The organism is Promicromonospora vindobonensis (assembly GCF_042685865.1).
Classification (GTDB): Bacteria; Actinomycetota; Actinomycetes; order Actinomycetales; family Cellulomonadaceae; genus Promicromonospora; species Promicromonospora vindobonensis.
Genome location: NZ_JBHUOG010000001.1, coordinates 906,878 through 922,307 on the forward strand (window position 1 = coordinate 906,878; position 15,430 = coordinate 922,307).

Genomic DNA, 15,430 nt, shown 5'->3' on the forward strand with positions numbered 1-15,430 from the left:
CCGACGGCGGCGCTTCTGCTGAGAGCAGCGGCGGGCAGGGCACAGTGGGGTCATGACGACACGAACCGGTCTCTCCACCGCTCTCGCCACGATCGCGCTGGTCGCACTGACGATTGCCACGTGGTGGGGCTTCCTGGGCTGGGACACGGCCCAGGACGTCGACCCCGCTACGGGCTCGGTCACCGGCCCTTACGAGGCGCCCCAGGTGATCGGGTGCGTGATCGTCCTCGTCGGGCTGGTCGTGATCGGCACGCTCCTGCTCCCCGCCTGGCTGGCGGTGCTCGGGGCTGCCCTGCCGTTCACGGCAGCCTGGACGATCCAGGCCGCGTCGAGCGACGGCTCCGGGCTCTGGACGGTCGGGGCGGTGCTCGTGCTGGCTGGGACTCTCGGGGGCGGGGCGGTGGTGGCGGCGGTCACGCGGGGCGTGGTGCGACGTCGGACGACGATCGCGCCCTGAGAGCCGGAACTGACACCGGACGGCCTGCAAGGTTGGGCCGGCGTGGGACAGATTCGGGGCAGACGCCGCGAGCGACGCGGCCGTGCCCGGGGAGCCGAGATGCGACGGAGCAGGCTGGTGCAGGGCTGGGCGGTCATCCTGGTGATGCTGGTCGGTGGTTGCGCTCAGCCGGGTGCCGCAGGTGGGACGCCGGACGCCGGTACGTCCGGGGAGCCGGGCGGATACCTCTGCCATGGCACGCCGGTCCCAGCGGAGGTCCTCGCCGACGGCGCCACCGCCGATGAGCTCGGTGACGAGGCCGCCGCGGCCCTGGACGGGGCGAGCGTCCCAGGCATCGAGCCGGAGCAGTGGCGTGTGCTGACCGAGACCAGCACGCAGGTCTACCTGATCCGGGAGCTGCCCGAGCCGCGCGACAGCGACGGCGAACAACGTACGCACGAGCTCCTGGGCATCGAATGGACCGACCAGACTGAGGACGGCGGTGAGGGCTGGCACCTGGTCGAGCAGGAGGACCGGATAGAGCTCGGGATCGGCGTCGAAGCCCCGCCGGGGGATGACCAGAACTGTCCGTCCAACCCGCCGACGCCGTTCACCATCGAGCTGGACGAGCCGCTCGGTGACCGGACCCTGATGGACGTCGCGGTGTACCCGGAGCGGGAGCTGGCCGTAATCGCACAGGACTGATGAGGGCGGCCCCGATTGCTGGGGGGAACCGCACCGACGACGCGGGCCGCCCAAGTACGCACGCGAAGTCGCAGCCCGTCACGGCATGACGTGGGAAACACCAGCAGCCGCCACGGGTGAGCCATGAACCAGGGCCGGTCGGTTCGTTTCGGTTCTGTTATCTGACCAGGGCGAATGTTCGCTCGGGCTGGCGGTAGCAAGCCTGGGTCGTGGTGGTCACGGGTAGCCCGGCGAGGTGGATCAGGCTGATCGCGGTCGAGCGCAGCAGTGTCCATAGGCGGGTCGTGTTCGCTCGTCGGGTGGTGTGGCGGTCCTCGTCGAAGACGACGTCGCGGATCCAGTGCAGGCGGTTCTCGATGCCCCACCGGGCGCGGATCACGTGCGCGATCTGGGCGAACGTCGCCTGTTCAGGGCCGAGGCTCGTGACGTAGAACAGCACCGTGGTCGATGCTCGGCCGCCACTGGAGGGCTTGCGGGTGGCGGTGACGCGGATCGCCTGCCGGGCCCCGGGCAGAGACAGCCCGCCGCCGAGAACCCCGGCCGGGGTCGTGATCTCCACGACCTGGTAGGCGCGGGACTCGACCCGCCCGTGCGTCGTGGCGCTGGTGGTGACGGTGACCGGGACCTGGCCCCAGGGGATCTCACCGACCTCGGCCTGCAGCAGCGACCTGTTCGCCTTGACCGCCAGGACGTAGTGCGCGCCCCGGGCGCGCAGATACGACGCCGTCGACCTGGTGGTGTGGGCGGCGTCGCCGGTAACGACCCACCCGCTGATCGACCCGACCTGGTCCAGCGCGACCTGCACCGCGGCGCCCTCCCCGCCCTTGCCCGCCCGGGGGTCGACCTCGGCGGTGGCCAGCACCACCCCGGGGTCCGGGGCGAACACCGCCAGCTGCATCGGCGGTGCACCGTCCGCCGCGCGCCGGTCGTGCCGCGCACCCCGCAACGCCTTGCCGTCCACCGCCACATGCACCAGAGGCTCCTCGACCCAGCCCGCGCCGCCCTCACCGGTGGCCGTGGCCAGCCGGTCGGCGAGCCACCCGGCTATCACCTCGGCCACCACGGCCATGTCGATTCCGGCCATCACACCCGCCAGCGTCGAGCGGACCGGGAGCCGGCCCCGGCCGAAGCCCAGCCCGAGGACCACCGCCGGCGCCAGGTCACCGGCCCACGCGACCGCCGAGCGCAGGCTGCGGCACCCCGCGAGCGTGGCCAGGACCAGCAGCGCGAGCATCGACGCCAGCGAGTACTGCCGAGCCTCACGCCGACGCGGGTCCCCGACCGACTCGAGCACCGTGACCAGAGAGCCGAGCGCGGCCCTGGCTTCCAGCATCCCGTCCAGGTCCGGTCGCTGGAGCAGGTAGCGGTCGACGGCAGGGCTCAGCGAAGATAGCGACATCGGGCATGGTCCTTCGGGGAAGACGGCAGCGTAGAGAACTCCCATCCTCCCTGGCCAGGGCCATGCCCGACCCCGCTACCGACCACCACGCCCCATGATCAAGCCCACGTCTCGCCCACCGAGAACCGACCAGCCCTGGCCATGAACGGTGTCCAAGCCCGGACGCTGACCTGCGGAACCACCGCCCGAGGCCCGACGGCGAACGCTCGTGGCGAACGCCCCGATGTGAGCTTCAGCCCGAGCAGGCGTGGTGCCCGGCGCCGATTCACCGCCGAACAGCACGAAGCCCAGTATCAAGGCGGCGGCGAGGAGCAAAGCGACCTCGTTCATGGGCCGGCCTCGAACGGCTTCGGGCCATGCACGTTTCGACACGCTCAGTTCGGGCTCGCTGACCGGGTGCTACCTCTTTGTATGTGCTCGCCCAGTTCCGCCGCGTCTGCTGCACCGCGCGACGCATTGCCCCTCTCGACCCACCAGAACGCACCCGCCAGGTCCCTGGCAAGCACTACCCGACACCCTGCCCCTCCCGCAGGCCGCGCCCCTAAGGCCGACCTATTTAACGAAGATTCGTGTCAATTATCGGCAGCATACTCGACGGAATAGTCGAGGTTCCCAATGAATCTCCGGCGTCGAAATAACTTGCGACCGGCTGCCGCTTCAAGATCGGAGCAAGGCTATGCGGCCACCTGACCGAACCACCAAGCGTGATCCACATGGTCACCAACCTGACTCTCCACCGATCACGCTCCTTGCGAGTTGCGAACACTGAGTAGCACTGAGTAGCACTGAGGCCGACCGCGTCAAATCACGAAATCTTCGAAACGCCTTTCCCAGACATCGAGATCATGATAGGCACGAATGGCCTTTACTACCGTCGCCGGTGAGTATGTCTTCGGACTTCGCAATGACGCTGCAACCTCCCGACTAATCTCTTCACCTAAAGCGCCGCCGAACTCTTGCACACGAAACGTCCCACTTGAGCCAATCTCGACCTTGTAGCGCGGGACCGCAATCGTGTCGGCCACCTGCCGTCTACCGACAATCTGCCACCTGCCGTCCTCGATCCAATTATCCATCGTTCCGACCAAGTAGATTGGCGTCGAAAAATACTCGTCCTCGATAGCGGAAACGACGTCGACCGCGAACAGGTCAGGGAATACGCACAGCAGAATAATTCCGCCCCTGGCTCGCACCACCTGACCTACAGAAACTTTGTCGTCAATTGGTATTGCGACTACATCGCCTTCATCAGCAGCTTCTTTCACATTGCCCCCTAATTCAATGGACACGTTCCACCCGCCGCCAGGTAGCGGTCTGGGTTCATCTGGTGACGCTTATTGGCAAGGATGCTGTCAGGGTCCCTGACCGATCCACCGCCAGCCCGAATCCAATCCTCTTCGAGTCTATCGAGGTCCGCACCTGGGACCGCTCTCCCCAGCACGTCAAACTCGAACTGAGCGTTCGGGAACTTCTTAGCGTGGTCTCGCTGTCGGCGTTCAAAAGTGGCACTATCTCTCGATTGCCCAACGTACTCCTGCCCCGTGGCCTGATCAGTTCGAAGATAAACGTACCCCGTTGGATCGGCGCCGGAGTTGTGGACAAGCAGCGGATCGGCGTCATTTCTGCCAGCCACATGGTAGGTGTGGTCCGCAGCAATCGTGAGATTGTGAACGACGGTCTGCTGGCGCTCGATGTCGATCGCCGCGACCTGTACCCAAGTGCCTGCCGAAGTCTGCAGCCAGTCGCCTACGGCTAGATCGATCGCCTCGACCCACACCTCTCGGTTGGGCGCCCAGAACGGATGTTCGTTAGTCGTGACGAGCTCCTGCACACCGCCGTCAGCAACTCGGACGGTGACCGTGACGAGTGCCTTGTCTCCCTCGCCAGTGATCAGCGCGGTGACTTCGCGCCCCTCGGTTACTTCGCCGGTGTCCTCATCCGCCGCAAGGACCTCATCACCAAGCTCAACGTCCTCTATTGGCTTCCTGCTACCGTCGGCCAGAAGCACGAGGGTGCCGGGAGCAAAGCTGTTACACGCCGTTGGTCCTCCGCTCGGGCCGCCGCGTGTGCTGCGCGAGATCACCCCGCGGGCCCACTTGATCCTCTTGGTGAGGTCGATGACGCCTTCGATGACCTTGTAGATCGCCTTGACTGCCTTCAGGCCCTTGCCGATCGGCACGATCCCGGCCGCGAGCATCCCGCAGCCGGCGAGGTCCTTGTTGAGGCACCCCATCAAGTCGTTCCAGCCGACGAACTCCTTGAGGGCTTCCCAGCCGAGCTCGAGCGCGACATCAGTGATCGACTTGTCCATCACCGCCTGCGCCCTGGCGATCTCGTCCGCAGTCGGCCCGCTGGTCGCCGTCCCTGCCGTGCCCGCACCATCGACAGCCGACCCGCCAGCATTCCCTCCGCTGCCACGCCCGATGGGCACGCCTGGGCCGCGCGTCGAGCCGGCCAGGTCGCAGTTCTGGTAACAGCTACCGCCTTGCTTGGCGCGCTCGAGCGCCTCTTCGCGAGGTGCTGACCCAGGAGGTGCGTCGTCCCATTCGATCAGCCCGGTCGGATCAGACACGCTGACCGGACTGTTCGAGGCATAGCTGTACCCGTGGATCTGCTGAGGATCAGACAGGTCCATGATCGGATCCAACGAGATGAACCGGCCCAGCGCAGGGTCGTACTCACGTGCACCGAGCGAGACCAGACCGGTCGTAACCCGATCGTCGTACCCACCGACAAAGCCCCGCGACCCAGCCCAGTCGGTAGGCACCGCACCCCGGTCACCACCGAACGGTGTGGACCGTCGCTGCTCGATCGTCAGGTCCGCCGCAGACACCGACAGCTGCCCCGTGCCGTGGTGGTCGGTCAGCACGAACGTGTGCCGTGCGGAGTCATCCTCGACAGCCATATGCCCGCCACCGACGTCGAAGTACCGCGTCGCCTTCGCGACCGTCGGCTCTGCCGAAGTGACAGTGATCTCGGTGTGCCCGAGGTACAGCGTCGACTCAGTGCCCTCAGCGGTGGTAGTCCGGGAGATGAGCCGGTTCCCGTCCGCGTCGTACACGTACTCCGCACCCGTGCCGTCCGCGTCCTCCACGTGCTGCACGCGGCTCTCCGGAGTCCAGCTCAGGGTCTGGGTGTCCCCGCCGATCTGTCGGCTGGTGGCCCGCCCCACGGCGTCATAGGAGTACTGCTCAACGGACTCCACCCGAGGCAGGGTGCTCGTGGCCGGCTGGACCTGGTTCACCGAGGTGACAGTGTGCGGCTGCCCTGCGTCGTAGCTGTAGGTGCGGTCAGTCAGCCGCTGCCCGCCGCCCGAGTGCAGGACCTCCCTGGTACGCGAGCCGACCTTGTCGTAGTCGTACTCGTGCCAGTACCGAGCGGGCCCACCGATCAGCGCGGCATCCGCTGCGTCCTGACCCGTGGCTGCGCATGCGGCACCAGTCGTCTTCTGGGTCCAGGCGTCCACGACCCGGGCCAGGTAGTCGTAGTCGAAGCACTGGACATCAGTACCCGTGCGAGAGACATCTGCCAACGACAGGATGTTGCCGGCTTCGTCGTACTCGTAGGTCTCATGCCGGTCCACACCTGGCTGGTCGAGCCGGTCCACCCGGTAGGTCGCCAGGCGTCCGGTCGCCGAGTCGTAGGTGTTCGTGGCCCACAGCGGCTTGCCGAGGTTGGCGGCCATCTCGGTCTGCAGTACACGACCCACGTTGTCGTAGGTCAGCTCGCTACCTAGCCCGTTCGGGCCCGACGTCGACTCCAGCCACCCGGTCGCGTCGTCGTAGATGTACGACACGGACTGCCCGGGCAGGCCGCCCGTAGCCCCCCACCCCATCCCCTTGACGTTCCCCGCAGGGGTGTAGGTCGTGTTCGTCATGTAGGTCCCGGCCAGCTCGCCTTCGGCCGGCGGGATGACCGCTGCCGTGCGCAGCGGCCGATACAGCTTGTCGTAGAACATCACCTGGGACGTGTACTGCGCGCCGCCGTCATACCGCGTGGAGGAGGCCCGCTGCCGCGATTGATTGAACGCCGCTGGTTCGCGTGCCCGTCGAAGGGCCAGGTACGTCGTTGGCTCAGGACCACGAACGCGAAGTTCTGTGCCCCCGTCGATCCTCTACAGTTGACCCGCGCCCACCACCCCTGCCGTCCTGGGAGATGTCTTCGTGAGTTCACACCCGCGCGAGTTCCGTCTGCTCGTCACCGGTGGAGGGACCGGTGGGCATACCTATCCGGCTCTGACCACGCTTCGCGCCCTCCAGGCCAGGCTCGCGAGGGAGGGCACAGCGGTCAGCGTCCTCTGGGCGGGCACCGCCGAGGGCCTGGAGGCCAAGGTCGCCGCGTCCGAGGGCATCCGCTTCGTGTCGGTCGCCACGGGCAAGATCCGCCGGTCGAGCAACCCGCTGGGCATGCTGACGGCCGCCAACATGAAGGACATGGCGCGCGTGCCGCTCGGCGTCGCGCAGGCGCGGTCGATCGTTGCCGAGTTCAAGCCGGACGTCGTCCTGTCGACCGGTGGCTACGTCGCCGTCCCGATCGGGCTCGCCGCCGGCCTGCTGCGGCGTCCGCTCGTGGTGCACGAGCAGACCGTGCGGCTCGGGCTGGCCAACCGTCTCCTGGCCAAGCGGGCCACGCGCGTCGCCGTCTCCTCGCCGTCCACTCTCGAGCTGCTGTCCGAGAGCGTGCGCGAGCGGGCCGTCGTGACCGGCAACCCGGTCCGCGCCGAGGTGATGACCGGGGAGCCGCTCAAGGCCGTCGACGCGCTCGGCCTGGACTCGTTCGACCCGGACCTCCCGGTCCTGTACGTGACCGGCGGGGCGCAGGGGTCCGTCCAGATCAACACGCTCGTCACCGCGGCACTGCCGTGGCTGCTCCAGCACGCGAACGTGATCCACCAGAGCGGGCCGAACAACCTCCAGGACATGTTCGAGCGCACCGCCACACTCCCGGCCGAGCTGGGCGCCCGCTACCGCGTCATGGGGTTCGTCGGCGCCGAGCTGCCGGACGTGCTCGCCCTCGCCGACGTCGTCATCTCCCGGAGCGGCGCAGGGACCATCGCAGAGCTGACGGCGCTCGGCAAGCCCTCCGTCCTGGTCCCGCTCGCATCAGCTGCCGGGAACGAGCAGGCGCACAACGCGCGCCGACTCCAGGACCTGGGAGCAGCCATCGCCCTGGAGGGCGACCTCCACGAGACGGACCTCCGGGCGGCGCTCAGACCGCTGCTCGACGCCGGACGGCGTGAGCGGATGTCCCACGCGGCCCGGGAGCACGGGCGTCCTGACGCTGCCGAGCGGCTGGTGGACGTGCTGCTGGAGGCTGCGCGGCCCACCACAGCCTGACGAACCCTCGCTACGCTGTCCCGGTGCTCATCGAGCGAGTCCGGGTCAAGCCGGCAGTCGTCGAAGACGGCCAGTGGCCCTGGACCGTGCCGGCCATCGGCGACCTCGCAGCCCGGGGCGTCCGGCTGAGCAGCAGCATCGTGGTCCTCGTCGGCGCCAACGGGAGCGGCAAGTCCACCCTGCTGGAAGCGATCGCCGAGGGCTACGGCCTGGACGTCCGCGGCGGGCACGGCGGACGCAAGTACGCCAGCACCCTGGAGCCGAGCCCGCTCGGCGAGGCGATCATGCTGGACCGCACGCGTGCCGGTTCGGGGATGACCCGCCGCAACGCCAAGGGCTTCTACCTGCGGGCCGAGACCGCATTCGGGATGCTCGAATACATGACCGGGGCAAGGGTGCCCGGCTACGGCGACAAGCCGTCCTGGGAGGTCAGCCACGGCGAGTCCTACCTCCAGGCGATCCTGGGGCGGTTCGACGGGCCGGGCCTGTACCTCCTGGACGAGGCCGAGGGGCCGCTGTCGTTCGAGTCGACGCTGCAGCTGCTGTACCGCCTGCAAGACCTGGTCTCCGAGTTCCCCGCCCAGGTCATCTACGCGACGCACTCCCCCATGGTCGCTGCTCTTCCTGGAGCGCAGATCCTCGAGATGACCGACGAGGGGATCACTGAACGGGAGTGGGTAGAGCTGGAGTCGGTGGGCCTGTGGAAGAGATTCCTGGGTCGGCCCGACACCTTCTTCGACGCCACCTCTTAGAGCGGGTCAGCGGGGCTGATGGCGGTGAGGCACCGTCCAGTCCGCTTCGAGAATGCGATCGTGCATGGTTCAGCGCCTCGAAGCATGCGTGATCGCATTCTCGAAGCGGACCGGCCACGGGACCCGGCGTCCGGTAGTCAAGCGAGGGGCTCATACCGGTTTCCGGCGCCCTACTGTCAGAAGCAACCGAACAGGAACGGAGCACCGATGTCCTCACCGCAGAGCGGCAGTAGCTGGGCCAAGGGCGTCGCCGACGACGGCGTCGTCACGATCGGAGACCCGCGGCTCAAGGCCCCCACCACGTCGGTCGATACCGCAGAGGCCGGCGAGCTGCTGAAGACCCTGGTCACCCGGTTGCGCGAGCTCCACGGCGCAGGGCTCGCCGCGCCGCAGATCGGGGTCTCGGTCAGGGCCGCGGTCGTCGAGGTGCGCAAGACCGACGTCTTTCCCGACCGGCCGGAGACCGGGCTGATCCAGCTGGTCGATCCCGTCGTCGTCGGGCGCTCCGACGCGACGGTGCTGGACTGGGAGGGCTGCTTCAGCGTGCCGGGCTACATGGGCCAGGTGCCGCGGGCAGAGCACCTCACCGTCCGGTACACCACCGAGACCGGCGAGACCGTCACGCGGGAGTTCACCGGCTACCCCGCCCGGGTCGTCCAGCACGAGATCGACCACCTCGACGGCGTCGTGTACCTCGACCGCATGACCGACCTGACCAGCCTCACCACCGCCCAGAACTATCTCGACCACCACCGGCCGCCGTCGGCCTGAGACCACCAGCGGTTTTCTTGTGAACGAACCCGCGCCTGATTAGGGTCGGCGCCATGACCGAACCCCGTGCATGGCAGTCCGAGACCGCTCTGCTCGGCAACGCCGACCCGTCCGACCCGACCGGCTGGTTCGAGCGGCTCTGGGCGTCCGCGAAGGACGGGGACGTCACGATGCCGTGGGACCGGGACGAACCACACCCGGCGCTGGCCACCTGGGCAGGCGCCCCCAGCTCGGGCACAGCGAGCGGCACAGCCGTCGTCGTCGGGTGCGGGCTGGGCGCCGACGCCGAGCACCTGTCGCGGATCGGCTACGAGACGACGGCGTTCGACATCTCCCCCACCGCTGTCGCCGCGGCCCGCGACCGGAACCCCGGCTCAGCGGTGACCTACGCCGTCGGAGACCTGCTCGACCTGCCGCGCGAGTGGACCGGCGCCTTCGACCTGGTCGTCGAGATCTACACCGTCCAGGCGGTGAACCGCAGCGTCCGCGACGGGCTCACCGCCGGCGTCCGCTCGCTGGTGGCGCCGGGCGGAACCCTGCTCGCCGTCCAGGCCATCGCCGAACAGGGCGACGACGACGGCCCGCCCTGGCCGCTGACCCGGCAGGAGATCGAGGCGTTCGGCGCGGAAGGGCTGTCGGCCGTGTCGATCGAGCAGCTCCCCGTCCCGAGAGCCCCGAGCCGGCCCGGAATCTGGCGCGCGGAGTTCCATCGGGCGTGACCGCCGGACGACGGCTGCCCTGCCAGCACTTAGTGCACCCACCGTTCGTACTGCACGTAGAACTGCACCGATCCGGCCTCTACGTCCATCGCCCCGGTACACACCCGCCGCAGGTCCAGCACGCTCCGGAAGGCACACTCCGTCCGGCCGGGTAGCACCGCGGCCGCCAGCTCCCCGCCCGACATGCCGGCCGGTGCGTCGACCGTCAGCTCCACCCAGCAGCCCCCGGAGCCGCAGCCCATCTCCTCAGCGGTCACCCGCGCGCCGTCGGGCAGCGCAGGAAGGGACGACGCAGGAGGCACTGCCCCCTCGTCGAGGGCCAGCGAGAGCGGGGGCAGCGCCAGGCCCACCGCCGCGGCCACCCCGAGCGCCACCACTGCCCTCACCACGGATCGAGTTCGAAGCATGAGCGGACCCTACGGGTGCCCCGCGCCGATCATCGAGTAGTAGCCGTCCGGGTCGGCGGGTTCGTCGGTGTGCTCGCACTTCACGGCGTCCGGACCCTGGGAGCGTGTAACGACGCAGGCCCCGTGAACCTCATAGCGCGTCCGCACGACTGCACAGGTGAGAGGAGGCGAGATGAGCGACGAGCTGCTGGTGGTCCGGGCTCAGCTGGGTAACCGGTCCGCGCTGGAAGAGCTGGTAGCGCGGTGGCAGAGGCCTGTGTGGTCGTACGTACGCCGGATGCTCGACGCCGAGCGTGCCGACGACGTGGCACAGGAGGCGTGGGTCGCCGTCGTGCGAGCGCTGCCGAGGCTGCGCGAGCCCGACCGGTTTGCCCCGTGGCTGTTCACGATCGTGCGCCGAGCGGCACTGAACCGGCTGCGCGGCCAGTACGCCGACCGGCACGATCTGGTCGGTGACTTCGAGAGCGACCTTGACCGGTCCGACGACGGCGCGCGGGACCCCGTCGACGGCCTGGCGGACCGGGCGGAGATGGTCGCCCGTCTCGCGCGGCTCCCGGTGCTGGAGCGCGAAGTCCTGGTGCTGCACTACCTCGAAGACCTTTCCGTCCAGGACTGCGCGCAGATCTGTGGGGTCCCGGCCGGAACCATCAAGTCACGGCTGAATCGTGCGCGGCGCATGCTCCGCGAGCACGTCCAGGAAGAGGGTGAGCGGACATGACGAACGAGGAACCCCGTGCCTCCGCACGGGAGGTGGTCGCCGGGCTCGGCGGGACGCTGTCGGTGCGGGCTCGCGTGCGGGCGGTGGCAACGCTGGTGCTCGGCCTGGCCGGCGCAGTATTCATCGGGGCGCTGTGGTGGACGGAGCCGGACCTGCCGGTTCGAACCCAGGTGGCGTTCGCTCTGCTCACCGTGTTCTGCCTCGTCTGGGCCGGCTACGGGGCCTGGCTGCTGCGGTCACGGGTCCCGCTGTTCGCGGCCGACCGCGTGGTGGCCGCGTGGATCGGTCTGGCGGCCTCGGTGCTGGTCGGCGGCCTGCTCGTCGTCGTGGTCGCCCAGCGCGGAACCGGGGCCTGGGGCGTGGCCGCCGTCGTGGCGGTGTTCGTGGCTCTCTCCGTCGTCCTGCTCGTCCGGGCCCACGCCCGGCGAGCCGCCCTGCTACGCCGCGAACGCATCCTGGCCGACGGCGACTCCGAACAGCCGGGGCTCAGCGGCTGAAGAACCGCATCCGCCAGTCCACGTACCAGTCGCCCGGTTCGTACTCCAGCACGATGGGACCCGCCGTCCCCGTCGCGATCTGGAACGGTGAGCCCGCGTTGGAGTAGAAGAGGCCCGAGGCGCCCAGGACCCTGCTCCACCGGTCGACGGCCTGGAACGCCGCGTACGGCCCACCGCAGACCTCGGTCGTCTCGCCGACCTCGCTCCGGATGGCCGTGGCGATGTAGGCCCGCCCGCCGGGGACCATGCCGACGCCGACCTCGTTGCCCTGGTCACAGTCATCCGCAGGACCGGGGTGCTCCCACAGCATTACCCGGGGACCCCAGCTGGTGCCGGCCGCCCGGGTGTAGAACTGGTGCTCCGTGTTCGCCTCCTCGGCCCAGACCAGGCGCGTGGCCGTGTCACCGGTGGCGAGCTTGGCGCGCACGCTGGTCCGGAACTGGTAGGTCGGCTTCTCTGTGACGGTCTCCTGCCACCACAGCTTGTTGCCGGCAAGCACCGTCTCCCGCCCCTCACCCTCGGCCACGAGCGTGAGCGGCGGCCGCGCGGTGTTCACGGTGCCGATCCGCCGCGAGGCAAACCAGCTGGTTCCCCCGGGTCGGAGCACGGTCCGCCGGATCTCCGCCGTCGACGCACCCGTCGGGGCGGCCCAGACCACCGTGACCTTGCCGGCGTTGTTGATGGCGACGTCGCGCGGCACGTCGGCGGGAGCCCCCGTGACGCGGCCCGTCACCCAGCTCCCGCCCCGCTCCAGGCGGCTCAGGAAGGGCAGTCCGCTGCCGCCGCTCCACAGCAGGGCGGCGTCGCCGTCCTTGTTGCTCACCAGCTTCGACCGCCAGATCTCGGGGGAGATCGTCACGGGGTCGTTCCAGCTCGTGCCGTTGAACACCCGGGACACGTTTCCGGTGACCGCCATCGCGTAGTCGCCCGGGCCCGCGATCACGCCGCCCTGGGAGCTGGGTGGTACCTCGATGCGCGACCAGTCGGACTGGTAGCCGTGCTCAAGAGCCGAATGGTCCAGCGTGCCGGTCTCGGGCAGGCTCACGCTGAACACCCGGCCAGACCCGGCGACCGCGACGTCGCGGTGGGTCTCCCCCGGCCGGGTGGACCATCCGGGTGCCGGATCCCCCGGAGCCGCGGACGCAGGTGGCGCGGCCGCACCCGCGAGGAGGACGCCGGTCACGATGATCGCGGCTGTGGAACGACGCATGATGCCTCCCGGGCTGAGCGCCACCGTGCTGCGGTCGTCCGGGGCCTCGGCGTCGTCGCCGCGACCGGGGATGCTGCGGCCTGATTCGATCGTCGCACCGGTACGGACCAGGAGCAGGCCCTTTCACCCCGTGCGGTACCGATCTGAATGGACTCGGCACCAACCGCTGCGACTGCACATGTGAGAGGAGGCCAGACGGGCACGGACGGCAGTGGTTGTGCCAGCCCGCGAGGCGCCCGAGGTGAGCCGTTGCGGGCGAGCTGTGTTGCTGTAGGTAGACAGCTTCTACCGACAGCAACACGTTCCGCGGAGTAGGTGTTCACGCCGGTCGGGCTCGACCGGGCCGCGCCCCGGTTCCCCGCCCGATTGAACCGATCTCCCCTTTCACCCGTAGTGAGGGGCAGAGGCCGGCAGCGGGTCGGCCTGCGAACGAGAGGGGCGGAGCGTGCGCAGAGGGACAAAGGTGGCGGTCGGTGTCGGCGCCGGGGTGGTCGTGATCGGTGCGGCGGCGGCGATCTTCGGGCCGGGCCTGTACGCGGACTGGGCGAACGAGGCAGCGGCCGAGGCACCCGCCCTCGAGCAGTCGGCAGTCCCGCTGCCCGACGCCGAAGCGGCCGCAGGCACCTGGACGGTCGGCGACGGGTCGTTCGCCGGGTACCGCGTCGACGAGGTGCTGCAGGGCGAGGACGTCACGGTCACGGGGCGCACCGAGGACGTCACCGGCTCGGTCACCGTCGCCGACGGCGCCATCAGCGAGGCCGACGTCGAGGTGGACATCGCGAGCGTGGCGACCGACGAGGCCAACCGGGACGCGTACTTCCGGGACGAGGCGATGGAGGCAGGCACCTATCCGACGGCGACCTTCGTGCTCACCGAGCCGGCCCCCATCGAGGAGGGCGCAACCGCCGTGGAGCTGACGGGCGACCTGACCATCCACGGTGTGACGCAGGCTGCGACCGTCGAGGCGGAGGTCGCCGGAGACGCGACGAGCGGGGACCCCGTGCAGGTCATCGGCAGCGTCCCGGTCACTTTCGCGGACTTCGGCGTCGAGGCGCCGTCGCTCGGCTTCGTGACGGTGGAGGATGAGGGCAGCATCGAGTTCTCGCTGCAGCTCCAGCCCGAGCAGTAACGACGGAGGCGACCGGACCGTGACCAGAGGCGACTCGCCCGCCGGCGCCGAGGACGAGCTCCTCGCCGCGGTGCACGACACGCACGCCGGTGCGCTGTACCGGTACGTCGTGCGCCGCACGGGCGACGAGGAGGAGGCGCGCGACGTCGTGCAGGAGACGCTGCTGCGCGCATGGCGGCACCCCGAGGTGCTCGAACGGTCCGAGGAGTCGGTGCGGGCCTGGCTGTTCACGGTCGCGCGCAACCTCACCGTCGACCACCTCCGCAGCGCCCGGCGCACCCGCGAGCGCGCCACCGGGCACGTACCCGACCGTGAGGAACGGGACACGACGCAGGCCGTGCTCGACTCCTGGCTCGTCGCCGACGCGCTGGTGTCCCTCTCGCCGGCGCACCGGGCGGTCGTCGTGGGCGCCTACTACGGCGGCCGCTCGGTGGCCGAGCTCGCGGCCGAGCTGGGCATCGCGCCCGGGACGGTGAAGTCACGCCTGCACTACGGGCTGCGCGCGCTGCGCCTGGCCCTGCAGGAGAAAGGAGTCACGTCATGATCCCGGCAGACCCAGGACACGGCGGCGACCAGTACGCCGAGTGGGACGCCGCGTACGTGCTCGGCGCCCTGAGCCCGAGCGACCGCCGGGCCTACGAGCGACACCTGGCCGAGTGCGACACGTGCCGCTCCGCCGTCGCGGAGCTCGCCGGCATCCCGGGTCTGCTGAGCACCCTGACTCCGGCGCACGCGGAGGCGCTCGTCGCCGAAGCACCTCGTACCGAGGTGCCGGACGGCGGCGAGCCCGCACCGTACGGTGACGGCCCCGAACCTGCTCCCGTGATCTCGCTCGCGAGCCTCGCCGGCGCGGCACGCAGGTCCCGTGCCCGACGCCGGTCGCTGACCGCCGTCGCCGCATCGGCCCTGGTGGCCGTCGGGGCCGTCGGCGGATCGATGCTGGCAGGGAGCAACCTGCTCGGAGGGCCGGACGGCGCAGGCACGCCGCCGTCCGCCAGCGTCGCAGCCGGTGCCCGGACGATCGAGCTGCGCCCCGTCGGCGACGCCGACATGCGCGCCGAGCTGATCGTCACGCCCACCACCTGGGGCACGAGCCTGCGGTGGAGCTGCCACTACCCGCCCGAGCCAGGGCAGCAGCCCGAGGGGCGCTACACGCCTGCGGAGCCGATCCGGTACGAGCTCGTGCTCGTCGGCCGGGACGGCGTGCGGACGACGGCGGGGACCTGGTCCTGGTCGGGCGGCACGACGACGGGCCTCGACGCGTCGTCGGCAGTACCGCTGACCGACGTGGACCGGATCGAGATCACTCTCGACGGACAGGAGGAGGCACTCGCGTCGGCGACGCTGTGAC

The 15,430-nt window shown here is 69.7% G+C and carries 16 protein-coding genes; 11 read left to right on the forward strand and 5 right to left on the reverse strand.

All coding sequences use genetic code 11. The features are described 5' to 3' along the window. Positions 1-52 precede the first annotated feature (52 nt). On the forward strand, positions 53-457 hold the full coding sequence (locus tag ACFS27_RS04300; protein ID WP_377180611.1) for a hypothetical protein: 405 nt from the start codon (positions 53-55) through the stop codon (positions 455-457). Positions 458-556: 99 nt separating this feature from the next. After that, the gene (locus ACFS27_RS04305; protein ID WP_377180612.1) at positions 557-1,141 is read left to right on the forward strand and encodes a hypothetical protein; all 585 of its coding nucleotides are present in this window, start codon (positions 557-559) and stop codon (positions 1,139-1,141) included. Between the two features lie 157 nt (positions 1,142-1,298). On the opposite strand, the gene ACFS27_RS04310 is transcribed toward ACFS27_RS04305, so the two are convergent. From ACFS27_RS04310 to ACFS27_RS04320, 3 genes are all read right to left on the reverse strand, one after another. Further along, entirely contained in the window at positions 1,299-2,540 is a 1,242-nt protein-coding gene (locus ACFS27_RS04310) for an ISAs1 family transposase (RefSeq protein WP_377180613.1), read from the reverse strand. Between the two features lie 800 nt (positions 2,541-3,340). After that, positions 3,341-3,805, reverse strand: a complete 465-nt coding sequence (locus ACFS27_RS04315) for a hypothetical protein (RefSeq protein WP_377180614.1) — start codon at positions 3,803-3,805, stop codon at positions 3,341-3,343. Between the two features lie 8 nt (positions 3,806-3,813). Then, entirely contained in the window at positions 3,814-6,498 is a 2,685-nt protein-coding gene (locus ACFS27_RS04320) for a polymorphic toxin-type HINT domain-containing protein (protein WP_377183591.1), read from the reverse strand. Between the two features lie 205 nt (positions 6,499-6,703). Here ACFS27_RS04320 and ACFS27_RS04325 point away from each other — a divergent pair, with 205 nt between their 5' ends. The 4 genes from ACFS27_RS04325 (at position 6,704) to ACFS27_RS04340 (ending at position 10,118) form a co-directional block, all read left to right on the forward strand. After that, entirely contained in the window at positions 6,704-7,876 is a 1,173-nt protein-coding gene (locus tag ACFS27_RS04325; protein ID WP_377180615.1) for a UDP-N-acetylglucosamine--N-acetylmuramyl-(pentapeptide) pyrophosphoryl-undecaprenol N-acetylglucosamine transferase, read from the forward strand. A 23-nt stretch (positions 7,877-7,899) separates the two neighbouring features. Continuing rightward, complete coding sequence (locus ACFS27_RS04330) at positions 7,900-8,628, forward strand: AAA family ATPase (protein WP_377180616.1); 729 nt, start codon at positions 7,900-7,902, stop codon at positions 8,626-8,628. 207 nt (positions 8,629-8,835) lie between these two features. Further along, positions 8,836-9,399, forward strand: a complete 564-nt coding sequence (def, locus tag ACFS27_RS04335) for a peptide deformylase (protein ID WP_377180617.1) — start codon at positions 8,836-8,838, stop codon at positions 9,397-9,399. Positions 9,400-9,452: 53 nt separating this feature from the next. Further along, positions 9,453-10,118, forward strand: a complete 666-nt coding sequence (locus ACFS27_RS04340) for a class I SAM-dependent methyltransferase (protein WP_377180618.1) — start codon at positions 9,453-9,455, stop codon at positions 10,116-10,118. A gap of 29 nt (positions 10,119-10,147) precedes the next feature. Here the strand turns inward: ACFS27_RS04340 and ACFS27_RS04345 are convergent, their stop codons facing one another. Continuing rightward, positions 10,148-10,525, reverse strand: a complete 378-nt coding sequence (locus ACFS27_RS04345) for a hypothetical protein (RefSeq protein WP_377180619.1) — start codon at positions 10,523-10,525, stop codon at positions 10,148-10,150. A 172-nt stretch (positions 10,526-10,697) separates the two neighbouring features. On the opposite strand from ACFS27_RS04345, the gene ACFS27_RS04350 reads away from it, so the two are divergent. Together ACFS27_RS04350 and ACFS27_RS04355 are read left to right on the forward strand one after the other, a co-directional pair. Continuing rightward, the gene (locus ACFS27_RS04350) at positions 10,698-11,243 is read left to right on the forward strand and encodes an RNA polymerase sigma factor (RefSeq protein ID WP_377180620.1); all 546 of its coding nucleotides are present in this window, start codon (positions 10,698-10,700) and stop codon (positions 11,241-11,243) included. Further along, positions 11,240-11,740 (forward strand): hypothetical protein, encoded by a 501-nt coding sequence (locus ACFS27_RS04355; protein ID WP_377180621.1) that lies wholly within the window; start codon positions 11,240-11,242, stop codon positions 11,738-11,740. The genes ACFS27_RS04350 and ACFS27_RS04355 overlap by 4 nt, the downstream gene beginning before the upstream one ends. Here the strand turns inward: ACFS27_RS04355 and ACFS27_RS04360 are convergent. Continuing rightward, positions 11,730-12,950, reverse strand: a complete 1,221-nt coding sequence (locus tag ACFS27_RS04360) for a hypothetical protein (RefSeq protein WP_377180622.1) — start codon at positions 12,948-12,950, stop codon at positions 11,730-11,732. The two genes, ACFS27_RS04355 and ACFS27_RS04360, sit on opposite strands and share 11 nt — an antisense overlap. Positions 12,951-13,395: 445 nt before the next feature. On the opposite strand from ACFS27_RS04360, the gene ACFS27_RS04365 reads away from it, so the two are divergent. From ACFS27_RS04365 to ACFS27_RS04375, 3 genes are read left to right on the forward strand one after another with little or no spacing between them, the layout of a single operon-like run. Next, positions 13,396-14,079, forward strand: a complete 684-nt coding sequence (locus ACFS27_RS04365; RefSeq protein ID WP_377180623.1) for a YceI family protein — start codon at positions 13,396-13,398, stop codon at positions 14,077-14,079. Between the two features lie 19 nt (positions 14,080-14,098). After that, positions 14,099-14,623, forward strand: a complete 525-nt coding sequence (locus ACFS27_RS04370; protein ID WP_377180624.1) for a sigma-70 family RNA polymerase sigma factor — start codon at positions 14,099-14,101, stop codon at positions 14,621-14,623. After that, the gene (locus tag ACFS27_RS04375) at positions 14,620-15,429 is read left to right on the forward strand and encodes an anti-sigma factor family protein (RefSeq protein WP_377180625.1); all 810 of its coding nucleotides are present in this window, start codon (positions 14,620-14,622) and stop codon (positions 15,427-15,429) included. The genes ACFS27_RS04370 and ACFS27_RS04375 overlap by 4 nt, the downstream gene beginning before the upstream one ends. Position 15,430: the final 1 nt, after the last annotated feature.